General features: G+C 64.1%; 19 protein-coding genes. 9 read left to right on the forward strand and 10 right to left on the reverse strand.

Annotation, left to right across the window (positions count from 1 at the left end; all coding sequences use genetic code 11):
* The first annotated feature begins 13 nt into the window (after positions 1-13).
* The 5 genes from phnE (at position 14) to AC07OO_RS01890 (ending at position 4700) form a co-directional block, all read left to right on the forward strand.
* A complete protein-coding gene (gene phnE / locus AC07OO_RS01870; protein WP_495080354.1) occupies positions 14-841 on the forward strand; it encodes a phosphonate ABC transporter, permease protein PhnE in 828 nt (275 codons plus the stop codon).
* Positions 817-1917 (forward strand): iron-containing alcohol dehydrogenase, encoded by a 1101-nt coding sequence (locus AC07OO_RS01875; RefSeq protein ID WP_495080355.1) that lies wholly within the window; start codon positions 817-819, stop codon positions 1915-1917. Before phnE ends, AC07OO_RS01875 begins: the two co-directional genes overlap by 25 nt.
* Entirely contained in the window at positions 1901-3034 is a 1134-nt protein-coding gene (locus tag AC07OO_RS01880; protein WP_495080356.1) for a TIGR03364 family FAD-dependent oxidoreductase, read from the forward strand. The genes AC07OO_RS01875 and AC07OO_RS01880 overlap by 17 nt, the downstream gene beginning before the upstream one ends.
* Positions 3031-3834: a phosphonoacetaldehyde hydrolase gene (gene phnX, locus AC07OO_RS01885; RefSeq protein ID WP_495080357.1), complete on the forward strand. Its 804-nt coding sequence runs from the start codon at positions 3031-3033 to the stop codon at positions 3832-3834. The genes AC07OO_RS01880 and phnX overlap by 4 nt, the downstream gene beginning before the upstream one ends.
* Positions 3835-3911: 77 nt before the next feature.
* Positions 3912-4700: an NUDIX hydrolase gene (locus tag AC07OO_RS01890; RefSeq protein ID WP_495080358.1), complete on the forward strand. Its 789-nt coding sequence runs from the start codon at positions 3912-3914 to the stop codon at positions 4698-4700.
* Positions 4701-4710: 10 nt separating this feature from the next.
* On the opposite strand, the gene AC07OO_RS01895 is transcribed toward AC07OO_RS01890, so the two are convergent.
* From AC07OO_RS01895 to AC07OO_RS01910, 4 genes are all read right to left on the reverse strand, one after another.
* Positions 4711-6315 carry a GGDEF domain-containing response regulator gene (locus AC07OO_RS01895; protein WP_495080359.1) on the reverse strand — a complete coding sequence of 535 codons (1605 nt, stop codon included), beginning with the start codon at positions 6313-6315 and terminating at the stop codon, positions 4711-4713.
* Between the two features lie 20 nt (positions 6316-6335).
* Positions 6336-7103, reverse strand: a complete 768-nt coding sequence (locus AC07OO_RS01900) for a 2OG-Fe dioxygenase family protein (RefSeq protein ID WP_495080360.1) — start codon at positions 7101-7103, stop codon at positions 6336-6338.
* Positions 7104-7123: 20 nt separating this feature from the next.
* Positions 7124-7942: an SDR family NAD(P)-dependent oxidoreductase gene (locus AC07OO_RS01905; protein ID WP_495080361.1), complete on the reverse strand. Its 819-nt coding sequence runs from the start codon at positions 7940-7942 to the stop codon at positions 7124-7126.
* Between the two features lie 97 nt (positions 7943-8039).
* Entirely contained in the window at positions 8040-8927 is an 888-nt protein-coding gene (locus AC07OO_RS01910; RefSeq protein WP_495080362.1) for a transglutaminase-like domain-containing protein, read from the reverse strand.
* A gap of 95 nt (positions 8928-9022) precedes the next feature.
* On the opposite strand from AC07OO_RS01910, the gene AC07OO_RS01915 reads away from it, so the two are divergent.
* From AC07OO_RS01915 to AC07OO_RS01930, 4 genes are all read left to right on the forward strand, one after another.
* Positions 9023-11671, forward strand: coding sequence for a circularly permuted type 2 ATP-grasp protein (locus AC07OO_RS01915; RefSeq protein WP_495080363.1), 2649 nt, complete (start codon positions 9023-9025; stop codon positions 11669-11671).
* An 11-nt stretch (positions 11672-11682) separates the two neighbouring features.
* Positions 11683-12669: a transglutaminase family protein gene (locus AC07OO_RS01920; protein ID WP_495080364.1), complete on the forward strand. Its 987-nt coding sequence runs from the start codon at positions 11683-11685 to the stop codon at positions 12667-12669.
* Between the two features lie 100 nt (positions 12670-12769).
* The gene (locus tag AC07OO_RS01925) at positions 12770-13228 is read left to right on the forward strand and encodes a RidA family protein (RefSeq protein WP_495080365.1); all 459 of its coding nucleotides are present in this window, start codon (positions 12770-12772) and stop codon (positions 13226-13228) included.
* A gap of 98 nt (positions 13229-13326) precedes the next feature.
* Positions 13327-15228 (forward strand): sensor domain-containing diguanylate cyclase, encoded by a 1902-nt coding sequence (locus tag AC07OO_RS01930; RefSeq protein WP_495080366.1) that lies wholly within the window; start codon positions 13327-13329, stop codon positions 15226-15228.
* Here AC07OO_RS01930 and AC07OO_RS01935 read toward each other — a convergent pair.
* From AC07OO_RS01935 to AC07OO_RS01960, 6 genes are all read right to left on the reverse strand, one after another.
* Positions 15221-16804, reverse strand: coding sequence for a methyl-accepting chemotaxis protein (locus tag AC07OO_RS01935; protein ID WP_495080367.1), 1584 nt, complete (start codon positions 16802-16804; stop codon positions 15221-15223). The two genes, AC07OO_RS01930 and AC07OO_RS01935, sit on opposite strands and share 8 nt — an antisense overlap.
* 112 nt (positions 16805-16916) lie before the next feature.
* Positions 16917-17537, reverse strand: coding sequence for a hypothetical protein (locus AC07OO_RS01940; RefSeq protein ID WP_495080368.1), 621 nt, complete (start codon positions 17535-17537; stop codon positions 16917-16919).
* Between the two features lie 6 nt (positions 17538-17543).
* On the reverse strand, positions 17544-17897 hold the full coding sequence (locus AC07OO_RS01945; RefSeq protein ID WP_495080369.1) for an energy transducer TonB: 354 nt from the start codon (positions 17895-17897) through the stop codon (positions 17544-17546).
* A gap of 90 nt (positions 17898-17987) precedes the next feature.
* Entirely contained in the window at positions 17988-18467 is a 480-nt protein-coding gene (gene folK / locus AC07OO_RS01950; RefSeq protein WP_495080370.1) for a 2-amino-4-hydroxy-6-hydroxymethyldihydropteridine diphosphokinase, read from the reverse strand.
* A 27-nt stretch (positions 18468-18494) separates the two neighbouring features.
* Entirely contained in the window at positions 18495-20117 is a 1623-nt protein-coding gene (pcnB, locus tag AC07OO_RS01955; protein ID WP_495080371.1) for a polynucleotide adenylyltransferase PcnB, read from the reverse strand.
* A gap of 113 nt (positions 20118-20230) precedes the next feature.
* Positions 20231-20914: a histidinol-phosphatase gene (locus AC07OO_RS01960; RefSeq protein WP_495080372.1), complete on the reverse strand. Its 684-nt coding sequence runs from the start codon at positions 20912-20914 to the stop codon at positions 20231-20233.
* Positions 20915-20917: the final 3 nt, after the last annotated feature.

Below are 20917 nucleotides of genomic sequence, written 5' to 3' on the forward strand. Positions count from 1 at the left end.
AATACGGTCTCGCATGTCCTTCGCACACGCCTCCACAGCGCCGCAGCCCACGGCGCTGGAACTGCTCAACCAGCATGCCGCCGCCAACCGCGGCAGTTGGAAAGGCCCCCTGGTCTGGATAGGCCTGATCGCCATCCTGGCCTGGGCCTGGCGGGGGGCGGAGATCCGTCCGCTGGATTTGATACGCGACGCGGGCAATATGGGCACTTACGCCCGCGACTTCTTCCCGCCCGACTTCAAGGATTGGCGCCTCTACTTGGTAGAAATGGTGGTCACGCTGCACATCGCCCTGTGGGGCACGGTGCTGGCCGTACTGGCCGCCGTGCCACTGGGTCTGTTGAGCGCCAGCAATGTGGCGCCCGCGTGGATACACCAACCCACGCGCCGCATCATGGATGCCTGCCGTGCCACGAATGAGATGGTGTTTGCGATGTTGTTCATCGTGGCCGTGGGCCTGGGCCCGTTTGCCGGCGTGCTGGCCCTGTTTGTGCACACCACGGGCACGCTGGGCAAGCTGTTCTCTGAAGCGGTGGAGGCCATAGACCCCCGCCCGGTAGAGGGCATACGCGCCACCGGCGCCCACAAGCTGGCCGAGCTGGCCTATGGCGTGATCCCGCAGGTCATGCCGCTGTGGCTGTCGTATTCGCTGTACCGCTTTGAGTCCAATGTGCGTTCCGCCTCGGTGGTGGGCATGGTCGGCGCCGGCGGCATCGGCGTGATCCTGTTTGAGGCCATTCGCGGCTTCCAGTATGCGCAGACCTGCGCCGTGCTGCTGATGCTGATCGTGTCGGTGTCCTTGATTGACTTGTTCTCCGCATGGCTGCGCAAACGCTTCATCTGAACTGGTTCAACCCGGTTCGCATCCACTTCGGCCCCGGTACCCAGCAACACATTGCCACCGCCACCCAGCCCGTGGTGGTGCTGGCAGACCCGGTGGCGTTGGGCGCTGCAGGCAGTGAACGGGTGCACGCGCTGCTGGACGCCCGCTGCCTGGCCTGGCGCAACGTCGCGCCCGGGCTGTCCACGCTGGAGCAGGCCGAGCAGCATTGCCAGGCCCTGTGGCCCGAGTTGCAGCAGCACCCCGACGCGCTGGTGCTGGCCATCGGTGGCGGCACCACGCTGGACCTGGCGAAGGTGCTGCGCTGGCGCATGCCACTGTGCACAGCAGACGACGTGCGTGCCCATTGGCGTGCCAGCACTTTGCCCAAAACGGCCATGCGCCACACGCTGTGGTGCGTTCCCACCACGGCGGGCACCGGCAGCGAGGTCACGCGCACGGCCACCGTGTGGGACACCAGCGCGGAGCCGGCACGCAAGCTGGCCTGGGCACCCGAAATGGGCTTTGCCGATGTGGCGCTGGTGGACCCTGCACTGACCATAAGCTGCCCCGCATCCATCACGCGCGACTGCGCGCTGGACAGCCTGGCCCATGCGCTGGAGGCGTTGTGGAACCACCGCGCCTCACCGCTGACTACGGGTCTGGCGGTGCAGGCCGCGCAAGACATCGTGCGCGCACTGCCACAGGCCCTGGCCCAGCCGCAAGCGCTGGAGCCACGCACCGCGCTCAGCCGCGCCAGCCTGATGGCGGGCCTGGCCATGTCGCAAACCCAGACGGCGCTGGCCCATGCGCTTTCGTACCGGCTGACGCTGGAGGAAGGCCTGCCGCACGGCCAGGCCTGCGCCGTGTGGCTGCCCATGGTGTGGGAATTGGCCCTGGGCCATAGTGCCGAATGTGAGCATGCTTTGGCGCAAATATTTGCCCAGTCCGAGCCCTTGAGCAGCCGTGCCTTGCACGAGTGGCTGCGGGCGCTGGACATCACCCCGCGCGACCTGCGCACCGACGCGGCAGGCCAGCACCTGCTGCAGACCGAAATGCAATCACCCCGTGGAAGGAATTTCATTGCAAGCCCCGCATAAAACCGATGTGCTCGTCGTGGGCAGTGGCATGGTCGGCATGGCCGTGGCCTGGGCCGCGCGCCAGCAGGGCCTGAGCGTGCAGGTGGTGGAGCGCGACACGCTGTGCGTGGGCGCTTCCATCCGCAACTTCGGCTTCATCACCGTCACTGGCCAAGGCAGCGGCACCACGTGGCGGCGCGCCCTGCGCTCACGCGACATCTGGGCCGCCGTCGCACCCCAGGCGGGCATTGCCATCGAACACTCCGGCCTGCTGACACTGGCCCAGCGCCCTGAGGCCGAAGACGTGCTGCGCGAACTGCTGGACACGCCGGAGGGCCACCGCCTGGAGTGGCTGGATGCCGCTGCGCTGCGTGAACGCGCACCCCACCTGGCCCACGCCCATGTGCGCGGCGCGCTGTACAGCCCGCATGAGTTGCGCATCGAATCGCGCGTGGCCGTCGAGCGGCTGCGCCTGTGGCTGGCGGCCCAGGGTGTGCAGTTCCACATGGGTCAGGCTGTGCGCCAGGTCGAAAGCGGGCGTGTATACGTCGACAACCGCTACCTGGAAGCCGAGCGCATCGTGGTGTGCCCGGGGCCGGACATCCGCACGCTGTTCCCGCAGAGCTTTGTGCAGCGCCAGACCCAGCTGTGCCAGTTGCAGATGCTGCGCGTGCGCCCGCCCGCCGGCTACCGCCTGGGCGCCGGCGTCATGGGCGACCTGAGCCTGGTGCGCTACCGCGGTTATGCCGAGCTGCCCGGTGCCCAGCGCCTGCACGACCGGTTGCGCACCGAATGCGCGGCCGAGCTGCACCATGGCATACACCTCATCGTGGTGCAGAGCGCCGACGGCTCGCTGGTGGTGGGCGACTCCCACCACTACGGTGACGCCGTGCTGCCCTTTGCGCAAGAAGAAGTGGACACCCTGATCCGCGCCGAGATGCAGCGCCTGCTGTGCCTGGGCCACTACCAGGTGCTGGAGCGCTGGACCGGCATCTACCCCAGTGCGTCTTCACAAGACGCTTTCATCGACACCGTGCTGCCCGGCGTGCAGTTGCTCAGTGTGGTCAGCGGCACCGGCATGAGCACCGCCTTCGCGCTGGCCGAAGAAGCCCTCACGGGTAAGGAGACACAACCATGACCGTACGCGCCGTTGTATTCGACTGGGCCGGCACCATCATCGACTTTGGCAGCCTGGCACCCATGGGGGCATTCGTCTCGCTATTCGCCAGCCATGGCGTGTGCATCAGCATCGACCAGGCCCGCGTTCCCATGGGCCTGCCCAAGCTGGCCCACATCCAGGCCCTGGGCGCCATGCCCGAGGTGGCCGCGCAGTGGCAGACCGTCAAAGGCCGGCCCTTCACCGCCGCCGATGCCGATGCGCTGCTGCGCGAGTTCGAGCCCATGAGCGCCCGCGCGGCGCTGGAGCACAGCGACTTCATCCCCGGCTTTCTGGACACCTATGCCAGCCTGCGCGTGCAGGGCGTGGGCGTGGCCACCACCACGGGCTACACGCGCAAGATCATGACCCCGCTGATCGCCGAGGCCGCCTCTGCTGGCTTTATCCCGGCCGCCGTGGTCTGCTGCGACGACGTCACCCACAGCCGCCCCAGCCCCGAAGGCATGCAGCACTGCATGACCGTGTTGGGCGTGGCCGATACCCCTGGGCATGTCGTCAAGGTGGATGACACCGCGCCCGGCATCGCCGAGGGCCGCAATGCCGGCTGCTGGACCGTGGGCGTGGCCGCCAGCGGGAATGCATTGGGATGGTCGTGGGACGAGTGGGTGGTTGCCAGCGAAGACGAGCGCGCGGTGGCGATGGAGGGCGCGACCCAGCGTCTGCGCGATGCCGGTGCCCACGAGATCGTAGAGTCCGTAGCCACACTGCACCAGGCATTGCGTACCATAGAGGCCCGCATCCTCAATGGCGAGCAACCCTGAAATCCTCTTCCGATCACCCGCTTCCCGCTAGTGCTCTAGCCTTCCGCGACGCGCTGGGTGCCGCCGGGCGTTCCCACTTGGCGCAGTTGCTGGTCCAATGCCAGCAAGCCCCACCCACAGGCTGGGTGGCTTGGCGCACGCCAGACCAACACTTGGGTTTGCTGCCTCCCGACCGAGCGGAGTTGCTGCTGGCATTGCTGCCAAGCTGCCGACAAGACGAAAGCGGTTTGATCTGGGACTGCTTGAAGTGGAGCGGTGCTGAGCGCAGCGACTACTTGCAACAGTTCTTGCAAGCCTGCCATGCCCAAGGGCTGATCCCCGGCTGGCGCAACGAGCGCTTCGCCTTCTGGTACGACGGCTGCACCGAGCCCGCGCTAGCACAGCCCCCGCTATGGGCCGTAGAACGCGCCGGCTTTCGCTTTCTGGGGCTGATGAGCCATGCTGTCCACATCAACGGCTTCACACCCGACGGCAAGCTGTGGTGCGGGCGGCGCAGCGCCAGCAAGGCCACCGACCCCGGCCTGCTGGACAACATCACCGCTGGTGGCCTGCCAGCTGGCGAATCCCCGCTGGTCTGCGCCCGGCGCGAACTATGGGAAGAGGCCGGTTTGCACTGGCCGAAAGACGGTACTGCGCTGTTAGATTCCGGTTGGGTACGCACCCGGCGTGCGGAGCCCGAGGGCTGGCACGATGAGACCCTGTTGGTGTTCAACCTGACGCTTAAGCCGCAACAGCGACTGAGCAATCAGGACGGCGAGGTGCAGGAGTTTGTGTGCCTGGATGCTCAGGAGGTGCTGGGCCGGCTGCGCGAACAGGCGTTTACGCTGGATGCGGTTGCATCATTGGCGCGAGGGTTGGGGTTGTGATCAGATATTCCTACTGACCCACCACAATCTGATTCCGCCCCTGGTGCTTGGCCTTGTACAAGGCCTCGTCGGCCTGCTTGACCAGAGCTTGGGCGCTGATACCGGGCGCCAGCTGCGCAATGCCGCAAGAGAAAGTACAGGCAAACGATGTCGCTTTGACCGGGTGGTGGAATTTCGAGAAATCCACGCGGATGCGGTCCAGCAACTGGGCGGCCCGTTCCGCATCGGCTTGCGGCAGTATCACCATGAATTCTTCGCCGCCGTAACGGCCCACGGAGTCGGTCTTGCGCAAGCGCTGTTTGAGTAGCCAGGCCATGCTGCGTATCACCTGGTCGCCCATGGGGTGGCCGTAGGTGTCGTTGACCTTTTTGAAGTGGTCGATATCGATCATGGCCACGCACAGCGGCGTGTTGTCCGCCAACGCCGTGTTGACCGAGGTGTCCACCCGTTGCTTGGAGCTTGTGTGGTTCAACAGCCCGGTCAAGCTGTCCAAGTACATGGAGCGGCGCAGGATGCGGTAGCGGTCGATCTTGCTGCGAACCACCGCGTTGAGCACCACCGGGTTGAAGGGCTTGGTCAGAAAATGGTCGCCGCCCAGGCGCAGTGCATCCACCTGCAGTGCGATGCTGGTGTCGGCCGACAGATAGACCACCGGCGTGGACAAAAACTCTTCGTGCTGGCGTATCACACGGGTCACCTCCACACCGGTGCAGCCCGGCATGTACATGTCCATCAGCACCAGGTCGGGCTGGAACTTGGCCAGGGCCGTCAGCACCTCTTGCGGCTTGGAAATGGCCATGGATTCCACTCCGGATTCCTTCAGCGTGCGCTGAATCAACGTGCTGGCCGTCTTGGAATCTTCCACCACCAGCACCTTGTAGGGCGGCTCTTCCTCGCTGCCGCAGAGTTTGACGATGCGGGCCATAACGGCCGACTGCGCCGTGCCCACCGGGAAGCAAAAATCACAACCCACGCGCAAGGCGAGCTTCAAACCTTCAAAGTCCGACGGCAGGTTCAGGCCGACGATACTGCTGGCCGAAAACCGGCCGCGCAAGGCCTGGACCCGCACGATGAAGGCCGTAGGCTGCAAGCCATTGGCATCGACCAGCACGATGGTGGGGTCCTGTGTGGCCTTTTGGTCATAGACCGGGCCGCAGACCTCGACCTGGATATTGAAGTACCCCGCCTGGGTAACCACCTCTTTCCAGGACTCGGGCACCGACGTAACCAGCCAGATTTTTTTGACCGGCAACAAATCGGTGACGACCTCGCTCTCCTGGTGCAGGCGCCGCTCGGGGTTGGGATCGTTGTTCTCGTCCAGGAAGGCCTGGATGCGCAGGCTGAATTCGGTGATCTGGCCATCCAGGTCGCCCATGGGGGCGTCGGGTACGGGGTCGCTGTTCCAGCGGTCGAACTGTGACAGCACCTGCTGTTCGACGGCGCGTGCACTTTGGTGCAGGCCCGGCAGGCCCTTGGCGTCCAGAAACTCGGTGAAGCTCGATACGGCGACCGCAAACTCCACAAACCCGTCAATGCCGGGGTGGTCCTTGCAAGCTCTCCATTTGGATAAAAATTCGTCGCTTTTCTTCTTGAGCTCAGCGGGCGAACACGACATAGGGTTCCTCTTTTGACCGGTTATTCCGGCTCTGCAGACATTCTAGGGGGCCTATCGTCTTGGAATCCATGGGCGCGCAGGGTAATGACCAGCGTATCGCGGTGACCACCGACCTCCAGCGGCTGGATGGGTGTGGACTCGTGGATGACGCGGGCATCATCCAGCAATAGCAGCGACCAGGGCTCGGTCAAGGTGAACCGCTGGCCGTTGGGGCCTGCCGCTTCAAACACGCGGGTCTCGCCGCCCTTGACGCCATGGCGCCCCACCAGAAAGACCGCCACCACATCAACGCCGTCGCGGTGCGCGCCTTCGGGCGTGGGGCGACCAATGCCGTCGGTGGTATCAATGCGGAACTGGTGCGCCTCCACAAACCAGGTTTGGGCACCCTTGAGCGATGACGACACCCCGCCCAAGAACCGCATCAGGCCATTCCAGGCGGTCAACGCCGATGTATCCGCGGTCACGGGTTCAAACCAGCGCTGCATGCCGCCGTGCAGGGCGTTGTAGTCCAGCGGCTGCCAGTGGGCACGGTGGGGCACTGCCTGTACTGTGTCACCTTCCACCTGGTAGCTGGCATGGCGGCGGCGGCGGTAGCGGCCACCGTCCTTCAGGTACTGGTCCGGTGGTAAATCGTTCCAGCCGGGCAGCAAGGCATTGAGGTTAGCCAGTGACAGTTGGGCAAGTGTGGCCACGCTCTGCGCGTCAAGCACGGCATAGCCCTGCCGGTGCAGGGTTGGAATCAGCGCGTCGGGCGCAATACAGGGCGGCAAAAAGCTATTGGTCGTCATGCCAATAGCTTAACAAGAGCTTATAAAGCCTTGCGCCCAATCAGGCCACCAATGCGGCGCACCAGCCACTTGGGCGTGCCGCGCGACGCGATCATGGCCGCCTGGTTGATGACGCCGGGCACGCAGATGGCATCACCCTTCATCGTGGCGGCAAAAGCCATGTCGGCCACCTGCCGCACATCGCCGATCAGGAAGCTGGGCAATTGGCCCAGCTTATCGTTGGCGCCGGCCGCCTGGGTCAGCATATTGGTGGCCGTGATGCCGGGGCACAACGTGGTGACAGTGACGCCGGTACCGCGCAGCTCTTCTGCCAGCGATTCGGACAGCGACAGCACATAGGCCTTGCTGGCTGCGTAGCTGGCCAGCGTGGGCACGGGTTGGAATGCTGCGACCGAGGCCACATTCAGCACCCGCCCACGCCCACGTTCCACCATGCCGGGCACAAAGGCGCTGAGCATGGCCGTCAACCCAGAAATGTTGAGGTCGATGATGGCTTGGTGCTTGGCGTGGTCTATGCCCGTGAACGCGCCCTGCTCCAGCACGCCGGCGCAGTTGACCAGCACGTCAACGCCGCGGCTGTGCTTGCGCGACAGCGCGGCCAGCAATTGCGCGGCGGCTCCGGGTTGGGACAGGTCGGCAGGCTGCACACTCACCGCGACACCATGTTCACTGGCCAGCTTCTCCGCCAGGGCCTTGAGCTTGCCTTCGCTGCGGGCTACCAGAATGACGTCGTGCCCATCCGCAGCGAAGCAACCAGCCAAGGCCTCGCCAATACCCGACGAGGCGCCGGTCACCAAGGCGGTAGGCCGGGAAGAGGAGGAAGTACTTTTCTTGGGCATGGTGGAGCGTCCTTTGCGTGGGTGGAACTATACGGACGCATCTTAAACACCCACGCCGCCGGCCGCTCGGCCGCCCTTACAAGATATGGCAGGGGGCCTAGGCGCTACCCACCCGCCGCGGACCTTCGGCAGTGGACAAGGCCCGCTCGCCATGCATCGGCAGCACCGTGCCCAGTTGCGGGTCGACCACGGCCCGCGCGTGAATCTCCGGCGCGTGGGATTGCACCGTGCCGAATATCGTGGCGAAGGCCGCGTCAGCCGCGTCGCGCGCGGTGCCAAAGCGCACCAACCCCATCGGAATGGCCGTGCCCGACGGATCGAAGATATACCAGCGGTCGCCCAGATAGACCTCCACGTAGGCGTGGAAATCCGGAGGGCCTAGCGTGGGATCGGCACCGTAGTCGGTACCGGTGGTGAAGCGCGCCGGTATGTTCAAAGCCCGACACAGCGCCACCATCAGGTGGGCGAAGTCACGGCAGATGCCCACCCGCTCGACCAGCGTGTCCACGGCCGAGGTGTTGCTGGTGGAGCTGTTGGAGGTGAAGGTGACATGCTGGTGCACCCAGTCGCAAATGGCCCGCACCCGACCATAGCCACGCGGCAGCGCACCAAAGGTGTCGCTGGCCAGCTTGAGCAGCCGGTCGGATTGGCAATAGCGGCTGGGATAGATGTAGGCCATCACCTCAGCCGGCAAATTGCGCACCGGCACTTCATCCACCGTATCGGGGTCGGCGAAGTGGTGGGTCAGGTCTATCGTGGCGGCATAGGACACATTCAACTCCCCCGGCTGGGCATGCAGGCGCATATAGCGGTTGCCGCAGAAGGGATCGGTGTACATATAGGCCTCCACGGGCTGGCTCACGCGGATTTTTTCCGACACCACCTTTTGGCTCGCGGTTTGCGCGGCGTGGATGTTGAATACAAAGTCGGCGCCCCACTGGTCCACCTGGTAGTTCAGTGCAAGCTGTAGTTCAATTCGGACCATAGTGCCGCCCAGTATGCTCCGCGCCCGCTACCGGGTCTGTGGGCCCGCGCACCAACCAGGCAGCCCGTAAACGGTTTACGGCATACTTCAGGGCAGTGAGCCCTCTATCCGAATCCCCTGCCCTTGTTGCCGCCGTGCCAGAGCAATTGCCGTCCGTTCCTGACCTAGCCCATGCGCCCCGCAGCGCGATGCCCGGGCACTTCGACGAATTGCGGGAGCGGGTTTCCGCCGCAACCCCAGCCACAGAGGGCGCTAGCAAATCCATAGCGGAAGACGCAGATATCTCGGGGGCTTGGCAGCATTTTTTTGAGAAGGCCGAGTCCGACGGGCTGGGCGACATGAACCTGCGCTCGGACAATCTGGCGCGCCAGATTCGAGACAACGGCGTCACCTACAACGTCTATGCCGACGCCGAAGGCCCGCAGCGCCCCTGGTCGGTAGGTCTTTTCCCGCTGATCATTTCCGCCGACCAATGGCAGCATCTGGCCGCGGGCATTGCGCAGCGCATGCGCCTCTTGGACCGGATCATGGCCGATGTCTACGGTCCGCAAGAGCTGTTGGCCCAGGGCCTGATTCCGCCCGCCTTGGTGCAGGGCCACCCCGGCTACCTGCGCGCCATGCATGGTGTCAAGCCCGTTGGCGGCTCGCACCTGCACATCGCCGCCTTTGACCTGGCCCGTGGGCCGGACGGCAATTGGTGGGTGGTCTCGCAGCGCACGCAGGCGCCATCGGGCCTGGGCTATCTGCTGGAGAACCGGCTGGCGGTGTCACGCCTGTTCCCCCAGGCATTTGAGAGCCTGCAGGTGCAGCGCCTGGCCAGCACCTACCGCGCCTTGATTGACAGCATCAAGGCCATGAGCCCGGTGGGGCAGGACGCACACATCGCGCTGCTGACCCCCGGCCCCTACAACGAGACCTATTTCGAGCACGCCTACCTGGCCCGCTACCTGGGGCTGACGCTGGTGGAGGGCAATGACCTCATCGTGCGTGACCAGCGACTGTTCTTGAAGACCCTGCGCGGCCTGGTGCCGGTACACGGCCTGCTCAAGCGTCTGGATGACCAGTTCATGGACCCGCTGGAACTGCGCTCCGATTCCACACTGGGCGTGCCGGGCCTGCTGCAGGTGATTCGCGCCGGCAATGTGCTGGTGGCCAATGCGCCGGGCACGGCCTTTCTGGAGTCGCCCGCCCTGTTGGGTTTTATGCCAGCCTTGTCCCGCCACTTGCTGGGTGAAGAACTGCTGCTGCCCGCCCTGCCCACCTGGTGGTGCGGCGAACGCTCGGCCATGGAAGCCGTGCTGCCCCGCTTGCAAAGCTGCGCGATCAAGCCCACCTACCCCGGCTCGGCCGTGCATGGCAATTTCGACGCGGTGCTGGGCCGCAAGCTCTCGGAGCGTGAATTGGCCGAATGGGCCGGCCGCATCGCGCTGCATGCCGACGACCACACCGTGCAAGACTACATGCCCTTGTCGCAAATGCCCACCTGGCAGCGCGACGAAAAGGGCCAGGGCATCGTCCCGCGCTCGGTGATGCTGCGGGTGTTTGCGCTGTCGCAAGGGCCACAGTCCTGGGGCGTTTTGCCCGGTGGCCTGGCCCGGGTAGCGGGTGGCGCCGGGGTGGATGTGGCCTCCATGCAGCACGGCGGCAGCAGTGCCGACGTCTGGGCCATCACCGACGGCCCGGTCGACAAGACCACGCTGCTGCAGCCACCGCTGACCCCGGCCGCGCTGGCTTTGCGCAAGCGCCAGGTCACCAGCCGGGCTGCCGAAAATCTGTTCTGGCTGGGCCGCTACACCGAGCGTGCGGAGAACTCCGTGCGCCTGGCCCGGCTGACTCTGGAGAGCTTGGCCGGTGAAGACCAGTCGTCTCCCACCTTGCTGAACTGGCTGGGCCAGATGGCGCTGAACAACAACCTGGTGCTGGCTGGTGTGCCAGCCCCCACGCCCGCGCCCCAGGCCCGCCGCGTATTCGAGCGCTCACTGATCGCCAGCCTGGGCAGCAGCAATCAGGCCACCAGCGTGGGCTACAACCTGCGCGCCGTGCGCCTGGCCGGTGCCGCCGTCCGCGACCGCCTGTCGCAAGAGCACTGGAGCCTGATGCAGCGCACCGAAGTAGCCTTCTTCCAAAGCTGCGCCCACACGCCCACCGGTGCCGACTACTCGGCCCTGCATGCGCTGACCGCCCTGAAGCGCGCCAGCGACCATCTGGCCGCCGTCACCGGCCTGCAGACGGACCGCATGACGCGCGACGACGGCTGGCGCCTGCTCAGCATTGGCCGCCATGTGGAGCGGTTGGGCTTCTTGTCCCGCGCGCTGCAGACCGGCTTTGCAACCGAATCGGTGCACCAGGATGGCGGCTTTGAAGCCATGGTGGCGTTGTTTGACAGCACCATCACCTTCCACGGCCAGTACCAGCAAAGCCATGCCATTGCGGCCCTGGTGGAACTGCTGGTGCTGGACCGCGACAACCCCCGCGCCCTGGCCTGGGTGGCGCACACACTGCGCGGGCGCCTGGCCAAGCTGGCCGGCAGCGCGCCCGACCAGCTGGGCCTGCTGTCGCACAGCGTGCCCAACCCCAACCTGTGGGAACTGGAAGCCCTGTGCGAGGCCGGCCCCGGCCTGCAATACGCCGCCCTGACCGACCTGCTGCAGGGTTGCAACGAGGCGGCCTACCAGGTGTCCGAGGAAATCGGCGCCACCTACTTCACCCATTCGGGCGAAGGCGGCCAAAGCCTGGGCGCGTAGAGGGATCGGCCATGCAACTGCAGATCACCCACGAGACCTGTTACGACTACACGCCGGCGGTGGACATTGCCCAGCACATGGCCTACCTGCAGCCCCGCTCCACGGCCACCCAGCAGCTGCTGAGCCACGCGCTGTTCATCACGCCAGAGCCGGCCCAGCAGACCGCCACACAAGACGTGTATGGCAATACCCGGGCCTTTTTTTCGCTGCAGGCCGCGCATACCAAGCTGCAGGTGGTGGCCCGCAGCCTGGTGTCCACCCAGGCGCCGGCGGAGCGAGAGAACGCCATCGCGTGGGAGAGCGTGCGCGAGCACTTCCGCTACGGCGCAAAAAAGACCTTTGATGCCGCCGCCGACTTTGTTTTTGCATCGCCCTATGTGCCGCGCCACAGCGACTTTGCCACCTATGCGCGCCCCAGCTTTGCCAACCAGCCCAAGCTGCAACTGGCGGTGCGCGACCTGATGCAGCGCATCTACCACGGCTTTGAATACGACAGCCACAGCACCGAGGTCAATACCCCCGCCCTTCAGGCCCTGGGCCAGCGCAAGGGTGTGTGCCAGGATTTTGCCCACATCATGATTGCCTGCGTGCGCGCCTATGGCCTGCCGGCGCGCTATGTCAGTGGCTACCTGTTGACCCAACCAGCACCCGGCCAGCCGCGCCTGGTGGGCAGCGATGCGTCACACGCCTGGGTGTCGGTCTACCTGCCCGCACCCGAGGGTGCTGACTGCGGCGATGGTGCTTGGTGCGACTTCGACCCCACCAACAACCGCGAAGGCTGGGGCAGCCCCGGCGAGGACTATGTCACACTGGCGCTGGGGCGCGACTATGCGGATGTGTCCCCGCTGCGCGGCGTCATCCACGGTGGCGCCCACCACCGGCTCAAGGTGGCTGTGACCGTGGAGCCAGCCGACCACAGCGACTGGGCAGCCCCCGGCGCCAACCCAGACTCGGCCCCGGCTCAGAATCAGTCACAATCGCAGTCTCAGTCCACGTAGGGCCGCCGGCGCATTCACTATCAATTGGATAGCGCACCATGTATATCCGACGAGGGCTAGCGGCATATTTACCAAAACACACTTCGCCAAGGAGACCCCCATGAACGTTTACGACACCCTGTCCAGCCTGGGTATCACGCTGCCACCCGTGGCCATTCCCGCAGCCGCGTATGTGCCCTTCGTGCAGACCGGCAACCTGGTCTTCTTGAGCGGCCATATCGCCAAGAAAGATGGCAAGCCCTGGGTGGGCCAACTGGGCAAGAACATCACCACCGAAGAAGGCAAGGCGGCCGCCCACGCTGTGGCCATCGACCTGATGGGCACGCTGCACGCCGCCGTGGGCGACCTCAACAAGGTCAAGCGCATCGTCAAGCTGATGTCCCTGGTCAACTCCACACCCGACTTCACAGAGCAACACCTAGTCACCAATGGCGCCAGCGAGCTGATTGGCAAAGTCTTTGGTGGCGAAAAGGGCGCCCACGCCCGCAGCGCCTTTGGCGTGGCCCAGGTCCCGCTGGGTGCCTGTGTCGAGATCGAACTGATCGCCGAACTAGCCTAATCTGGTCATCCACGGCCGTTGCCACCCAGGCGACGGCCGGTGCCTTACTGCCGCCATAGGGCATTTCCATCCAGCGGTGAAACTGGCACACTGCTGCCATGCTCGCGAACTGCCTGGCCCTGCTGTTGTATGCGCTGGCACTGGCATTTGCGCAGCCGGTGGCCGCGAGCCCCAGCGCGGCCTTGGGCAGTGCCAATTTTCCGGCTTTTGAATTCAATTCCGACGGCCCCGGCCGGTTCGAGCTGGGCACCCGCATGGGTGTCCTGGTGGACGGCACGGGCACCAGGGACCTGGAGCGGGTGCGGGCCGAGAAGGATGGCTGGCAGCCCATCACCCGCCAATCCCCCAACTTTGGTTTCACTGCGGATAGCTACTGGTTTCGCTTCCAGTTGTACAACCGCGACCCGCGGCCGCTGGCCCGCTTCATCGAACTGCCCATCCCCTTTCTGGACGACGTGCGGCTCTACCACTTCGTCGGCAATACGCTGCAAACCCGCTACAGCCTGGGCGACGAGCAACCCTTTGTGCAGCGCGCCGTGCGCCACCGCAACTTCGTGATGCCGGTGCAATTGGCACCCGGCAATAACGAGATCTACCTGCGCCTGGCTTCCACCGGCACCATAGAGGCGCCACTGCGCATCTGGGACCCGGTGCAATTCCATGCCGCCAGCAACGACGAAAACCTGGCCCAGGGCGCCGTCATCGGCATCCTGCTGATCATGGTGGTCTACAACCTGTTTGTGTGGATATCCACCCGCGACATCAACTACTTCTACTACATCAGCTTTGTCGCCAGCTATTTGATGTTCCACCTGACGCTGACCGGCTACACCTTTGCCTATGTGTGGCCGGAGGCCGTGCGCTGGAACAGCTTTGCGATATCCACCTTCGCCGCCAGCTCGGCAGTCTTTACCTGCCTGTTCACCGACAGCTTTTTGAAGCTGCGCAGCTTCTCGCGCCCCGCCTACTACCTGGTACGCGGCCTGATGGTGCTGAGCGCCGCGCTGTTTGTGCTGAGCTTTGTGCTGCCCTATAGCTGGACCATACGGGTGGCTGCGGCCATCACCTTGCCCATTACCATCACCGCCCTGTTCCTGGGCTACTGGCGCTGGTTGCAAGGCGCCCGCTTCGCACGCTTTTACTGCCTGGCCTGGACCGCCATCTTGATTGGCATTGCCGTGCTCAATGCCAGCAAGTTTGGCTGGATACCGACCAATCTGTGGACCGAAAACGCCTCGCAGATCGGCATCGTCATGCTGGTGATGCTGCTGTCGTTCACGCTGGCCGACCGCATCAACAACGACCGCACGCTGCGCCTGAACGCCCAGGCCGTGGCCCTGGGCCATGCGCGCAAGGCCCGCGCCAGCCAGGCCGCGCTGATACGTGCCAAGGAGCAGGCCAACCAGGAGCTGGAGCAGCGCGTGCTGTCTCGCACCAACGACCTCAATGCCGCCATGGAGCAACTGCGAATGGCCAACGAGCGGTTGCAGCTGCTGTCCACCACCGACGGCTTGACACAAATCGGCAACCGCGCATTCTTTGACGGCGCAGCCCTGACCGAGCTGCGCCGGGCCGAACGCCAACAGGCCCACATCAGCATCGTTCTGCTGGACATCGACCACTTCAAACGCATCAACGACACCTTCGGCCACCCGGCGGGCGACGCCTGCCTGCGCGCGCTCGCCGACATGCTGCGCCCGCGCATAGACCGGGCCGGGGACATACTAGCCCGCTATGGTGGCGAAGAGTTTGTCATCGCGCTGACCCGGGTAGACCTGCCCGGCTCCTTGGCCTTGGCCGAGGAGTTGCGCAGGGCCACCGACCGGCTGCGCGTGGAATGCGACGGCAAACCCCTGCGCTTCACCGCCAGCTTTGGCGTGGTGTCCGTCATACCCCATGCCTCGCTGAGCCTGGAGGATCTGGTCGCAGCGGCCGACCGGGCCCTCTACGACGCCAAGCGCGACGGGCGCAACTGCGTGCGCCACACCAGCATCACCTGACCGCCAAGCCCCGCTGCTGCTGTTGGTGCTGCTCGGGCACGCGGAACACCGCCACTGCCTGCTTCATGCTGTCGGCCTGCTCGCGCAGGCTTTCGGCGGCGGCGGCACTTTGTTCCACCAAGGCGGCGTTTTGCTGTGTCATCTGGTCCAGATTGCCAATGGCCTCGTTGACGCCGGCAATGCCGACGCTCTGGGTATTGGCAGCCGACGTGATCTCGCCAATGACATCGGCCACGCGGCGCACCGATTGCACGATGTCTTCCATCGTGGCGCCGGCGTCGGTGACCAGGCGTGTGCCGGATTCGACCTTTTCTACCGAGGTATTGATCAGACCTTTGATCTCCTTGGCCGCCTCCGCGCTGCGCTGGGCCAGGCTGCGCACCTCGCTGGCCACCACGGCAAAGCCGCGGCCCTGCTCACCGGCACGCGCGGCTTCCACCGCGGCATTGAGCGCCAGGATATTGGTCTGAAACGCAATGCCATCGATGACGCTGATGATGTCGGCAATCTTCTTGCTGCTGGCGTCGATCTCCTGCATCGTGGTGACCACTTGGGTCACCACCTCACCGCCGCGCTGCGCCACCATGGATGCATTGGCCGCCAGCGCGCTGGCTTGGCGCGAGTTGTCGGTGCTGTGCTGCACGGTGGCAGTCAGCGCATCCATGCTGCTGGCGGTGGACTGCAGGTTGCTGGAGGTCTGCTCGGTGCGCTGGGCCAGGTCGTTGTTGCCGCTGGCGATCTCGGCGCTGGCGGTGGCGATGTTGTCGGTGCTCAGACGCACCTGGGCCACCATGCGCCCCAGCGAGTCGTTCATCGTCGCCAATGAGCGCAGCAGGTTGCCAAACTCATCCTGCCGCTGCGTGCTGATGCGGGCGCTCAAATCGCCTTGGGCAATACGCGCAGCAATGTCATTGGCCTGGTCCAGCGGATCACGAATGGAGCGCACCAACCAGACCGTGCCCGCCGCGATCAGCGCCACAACGATAGCAAGCCCCAACAGGATGCCCACGCTATTGGCCTGGCGGCGGCTCTCCGTTTCGTTCTGCACATCGACGACCCGCTTCTCTTGCATCTTCACCAGCTCTTTTTGCGCGGCGATGTAACTGGCCATGGCCGGCAGGTATTGGCTGTTGAGGACTTGCAGGGCGTCCTCCGCCTTGCCGTCCGCCCGCGCGGTTCGGGCCTTTTCGCGGAAGGCGATCACCGACTTGCGCAGCTCGGCAATCTTCTGCAGTTGTGCCTTGTCGGCATCGGTCAGCGGCAGGCTCTCCAACTGCTTTTGCATCTCGGAGATTTCATTGGTGGTGGCCGTGACCGCATCCTTGAAGGTCTGCCCCACCACCGGGTCACTGCTGACGATGATGGCCAGGTTGCGTGCCGCGTTGGTCTCGGTCAAACCATTCCAGCGCGTAGCCACCTGCACCATCTGGTAGGCCACCAACTGCTGCGCCCGCCCCTCGCCCAGGATGCCGGCACTACGCACCAGCCCCACACCCGCAATGCTGACCAGCAACAACAAGATCAGACCAATGAAGAGCCACAGCTTGGTGGCGATCTTGAGACGGTTGAGGTCCATGGTGTCTGCTCCTTGTAGGGCGCCTACGTGCGGCTTGTCTCTTCTTTTGCCGAGAATAGCACCATAGGTGTGCGGGGCACAACTGTGGGGTGGACCTCAAGGGATGGGAAGGCTAGGCGATACGATTTGGATTCCACGGATTCACATCGCGCCGGCGGCCTCGCCCAATTTGCTGCGCGGCGTCGGGGAAAAGGTACACCAATGGAACGCCCTTGCGATTGCTCAGCGATTCAACCCATGGGACCGCAGTGGCGGAACGCTGGACGAAGCGACGAAGCTCCCTCCACCAAGCGCTAGCGGCCGGATGAGCAGGTTTTCCTATCGACTTGTAACTATCGCCCGACCAAGAAAACTCCGACCTCGCAAGGCTGCCCGGAGCCTCGCATCCATCTTCAGCAATCGTAAAGCTATAGGGCCCCGGCAGATTACCTCCGAACCACGGACACGTTGCTCCGGAGTAGCCAAGTTCCTGACTCCACCCTTGAAATGGATCGTCTACCAGGGCATCGTCAACACCAACAGTTCCTGATGGCACGTTGAGAGGGCCGCTCTTGGTGTGCCACAACGCATACTGCTGCTGTCGCACCTGGTCTACTTCCGCCACTGCTCTCCATTGGTAGTGGCAATCTTTTTCTTGATCTTTTACGATCCACGCCACATCGATCGTTTCGTTAATCCAAGCGCGAATTGTGTCGGCGTCAATTCTTGTCGCATAGAGCATCAGACTTGGCATATTGGCCTATTTGAAAGCGAAAACGAACTCTTGCGTTGCCCAGACTACGCCGGGATCCCCTGTGCATTCGTAGCCCAAGATCGCGGCACGCACAGCTTCGTGAAAGACTCTCGGGCCCGAAATAATAAAAACTTCTTTCACCACACCATCAACGATCTTGATAGAGGCCTTTACGGTGCCCACAACACCCGCCTGGATAGCTTCTTTTGGTATTTCGGGAGAAACTTGTTTTGGGCACTGAACCCGTATATCAACACCTTTGCTGGGCGCAGCTATAACAGGAACGTTGTCTTCCGAGTGTGCAATAGCAATAGAGCAGTAGACGCTCAGCAGCGCTAGCACTGTAATGAACCGAGTCAAGTCCGAACTCCTAAAGAACAAAAGCCAAATAACACGAGCAGAGGGCGACTGGAGGCTCCTGGTGCTACCGCTTCCAAAGCCTTCCGCACATTACGACTGGGCTATTTCAATTTTTGAAATAGCCTGATGCCCCACTGTGCGCAACTGCTCCGCAGACACCCGTCGCGGTGCAACCTCCGCCAACGGCAACAACACAAAGGCGCGTTCCCACATGCGGGGGTGCGGAACACTGAGGCTGGGGCTTGCTATCTGTGCGTCACCGTACAAGAGGATGTCCAGGTCCAATGTACGCGGTGCATTGCGGTACGGGCGTTCACGTCCCGCGGCGGTTTCTATGCTCTGCAGACGGGCCAGCAGCGCAGGCGCCGTCAGCGAAGTGCGCACCTCAACGACGGCATTGGTGTAGTCCGGCCCGCTGGAATCGATAGGCGCAGTGCGGTAGTACGACGACTGGGCCGTGACCGTGATGCCATCGGTCGAATCCAGTTGCTGCACGGCAAGCGCCAGGGCCACTAGGGATTCGCCTAGGTTGGCGCCCAGGCCCACATACGCGGTAACGGATTCACGCATGGGTAACAACAACGCCGAAGCGCTTGCTCAAGCGCCGGAGGATTCGCCCCCACTATCGCCGCTATTCGGGCTACCGCCTGTGGCGCCCTTGGCCGCACCGGTGCGGCGGCGACGGCGGCGTTTGCGGGGGGCGCCTGCATCGCCACCACCTTCAGGGTACGGTGCAGATGCGGACTCTGAGGAAGCAGCTGAATGGTCTGAGATGGCTACGCCATCACCACCAGCAGGCGCATCCGTCCTGGGCGCGCGCACTACGCGCGCCGGGCGTGGGCGCTTTTGCTGCTCTTCACGCACTTGGTCCACCAAGTCCTGGCGCTGCACGTCAGAGGCCATGCTGAACTCTTGCCACCAGTCGGCCAGCACCTCTTCCACCTCGCCAATGTCGGCGCGCAGGCGCATGAAGTCGAACGCGGCGCGGAAGCGGGGTTGGTCGACCATACCGAATGGTGAACTGCCGACGCGCTTCTCGAAGCGGGGCTGCATGACCCAGATCTCGCGCATGTCGCCGGCCAGCTTGCCGCCGCCCGACACATCGCCAATTCGGGCGTGGAACACCTCGTCGATCGCCTCCATCAGCGCCGGATGCGGATGCTGGCGTTGCGCCAGGCGGCGATTCCAGCCCTCGCGCACATCAGCCCACAGCACGCAGGCCAGCAGGAAGCTGGGCGCCACCGGCTTGCCCTCGCCGACGCGGCGGTCGGTGTCCTTCAAGGCTGCGCTGACAAAAGGCTGCTCTGCGCGCTCCACCACCACGTCCAACAGCGGGTAGATGCCGCGCGCCAGGCCCAGCTTCTTCAACGTTTCGATGGAGGCCAGCGAATGGCCGGTCTGCAGCAGCTTGAGCATCTCGTCAAACAAACGGCTTTGCGGCACATCGGCCAGCAGCTCTTGCGACTTGACCAGCGGGGCCGAGGTCTTGGCTTCCAGCGCAAAGCCCAACGGGCTCAGCTTGGCGGCAAAGCGCACGGCGCGGATGATGCGCACCGGGTCTTCGCGGTAACGCGTAGCCGGATCGCCGATCATGCGGATGACCCGGTTCTTCACGTCCTTGAAACCATTGTGGTAGTCCACGACGATCTGGGTCTGCGGGTCGTAGTACATGGCGTTGATTGTGAAATCGCGGCGCACCGCATCTTCTTCCTGCGGGCCCCAAACGTTGTCGCGCAGCACGCGGCCGCTGCTGTCCACGGCGTGTTTCATGCCGGCCAGTTCGCTACGGCTGGTCTGCTCGTTGCCCGCAACCTGCTCGGCCGCGGCGTTGTCCAGGTATGCCCGAAACGTGGAGACCTCGATGACTTCATGTTCGCGCCCACGGCCATAGACCACGTGGACGATGCGAAAACGCCGACCGATGATGAAGGCGCGACGGAACAGGCCCTTGACCTGCTCGGGCGTGGCATTGGTGGCCACGTCAAAGTCCTTGGGGCGCAGGCCCACCAGCAGGTCGCGCACGGCACCGCCCACCACATAGGCTTCAAAGCCAGCATCTTGCAGGGTACGCACCACGTTGATGGCCCGCTCGTCCACCAAATTGGGGTCTATGCCGTGGGTTGCCACCGGCACGTCCACCCGCTTGCCAAACTTGGCCTTCTTGCCGCCAGCACCGCCCGTGGTCTTGCCCAGCAATTTGTCGATAAATTTCTTGATCATTCTTTTTTCTCTTGCGCAACGGATCGCTGCTGTATGTGTAGCAAGCTTGCGCCGCGACTGTCTTTCTTCCACCAACCGGGGCACAAGGCCCCTCAAAATCTATCAACTACTACCTAAAAAAGGTCGAGTATGCGCCATCCGCGCTCCTGGGCCAATGCGCGCAGCCGCGCGTCGGGGTTGGTGGCCACGGGGACCGTGGCCTTTTCCAGCAGGGGCAGATCGTTCATGGAGTCTGAATAAAAGGTGGTGTGGACCTGGTCCCAACCCAGGCCGCGCGCCTGCAGCCAGGCCTCGACCCGCACGACCTTGCCTTCGCGGAAAGACGGCACGCCGCGGATGGCACCGGTATACCAGCCGCTGCCGTCACCGGTGGCGCTCTCGCGCTCCAGCTCCACGGCAATCAGCTCGTCCACGCCGAAGGCCTGGGCAATGGGGCGGGTGACGAACTCATTGGTGGCGGTGACTATGGCCACCACGTCCCCCGCACGCTGGTGCTGGCGCACCAGCTCCAGCGCCTGCGGCTGTATGGATTTTTGGACGGTAGCCCTCATGAAATCTGCATGAGCAGCTATTGAATTAGTAGCACCTTGGCGACAAATGGCTGCCGTGGCAAAGCGCGCATAGGCGTGGACATCCAGCGTGCCGGCCTTGTACTGCTCGTAAAAGGCGTCGTTCTGGCGCTTGAACTCGGTCGCATCCACCCAGCCCCGCGCGATCGTGAACTCGCCCCAAGCGTGGTCCGAGTCAATGGGTATCAGTGTGTGGTCTAAATCAAAAAGGGCGACTCTAGCCCCCACGCT

The organism is Rhodoferax sp. GW821-FHT07G04, from assembly GCF_059418585.1.

What these genes read in the sequence shown, in the direction of transcription:
- AC07OO_RS01910 (WP_495080362.1), bottom strand. Translation starts at nt 8,927, where the DNA reads ATGGTCCGAATTGAACTACAGCTTGCACTGAACTACCAGGTGGACCAG.
- phnE (WP_495080354.1), top strand. Translation starts at nt 14, where the DNA reads ATGTCCTTCGCACACGCCTCCACAGCGCCGCAGCCCACGGCGCTGGAA.
- AC07OO_RS01920 (WP_495080364.1), top strand. Translation starts at nt 11,683, where the DNA reads ATGCAACTGCAGATCACCCACGAGACCTGTTACGACTACACGCCGGCG.
- folK (WP_495080370.1), bottom strand. Translation starts at nt 18,467, where the DNA reads ATGCGTGAATCCGTTACCGCGTATGTGGGCCTGGGCGCCAACCTAGGC.
- pcnB (WP_495080371.1), bottom strand. Translation starts at nt 20,117, where the DNA reads ATGATCAAGAAATTTATCGACAAATTGCTGGGCAAGACCACGGGCGGT.
- AC07OO_RS01935 (WP_495080367.1), bottom strand. Translation starts at nt 16,804, where the DNA reads ATGGACCTCAACCGTCTCAAGATCGCCACCAAGCTGTGGCTCTTCATT.
- phnX (WP_495080357.1), top strand. Translation starts at nt 3,031, where the DNA reads ATGACCGTACGCGCCGTTGTATTCGACTGGGCCGGCACCATCATCGAC.
- AC07OO_RS01940 (WP_495080368.1), bottom strand. Translation starts at nt 17,537, where the DNA reads ATGCCAAGTCTGATGCTCTATGCGACAAGAATTGACGCCGACACAATT.
- AC07OO_RS01905 (WP_495080361.1), bottom strand. Translation starts at nt 7,942, where the DNA reads ATGCCCAAGAAAAGTACTTCCTCCTCTTCCCGGCCTACCGCCTTGGTG.
- AC07OO_RS01930 (WP_495080366.1), top strand. Translation starts at nt 13,327, where the DNA reads ATGCTCGCGAACTGCCTGGCCCTGCTGTTGTATGCGCTGGCACTGGCA.
- AC07OO_RS01875 (WP_495080355.1), top strand. Translation starts at nt 817, where the DNA reads ATGGCTGCGCAAACGCTTCATCTGAACTGGTTCAACCCGGTTCGCATC.
- AC07OO_RS01900 (WP_495080360.1), bottom strand. Translation starts at nt 7,103, where the DNA reads ATGACGACCAATAGCTTTTTGCCGCCCTGTATTGCGCCCGACGCGCTG.
- AC07OO_RS01925 (WP_495080365.1), top strand. Translation starts at nt 12,770, where the DNA reads ATGAACGTTTACGACACCCTGTCCAGCCTGGGTATCACGCTGCCACCC.
- AC07OO_RS01895 (WP_495080359.1), bottom strand. Translation starts at nt 6,315, where the DNA reads ATGTCGTGTTCGCCCGCTGAGCTCAAGAAGAAAAGCGACGAATTTTTA.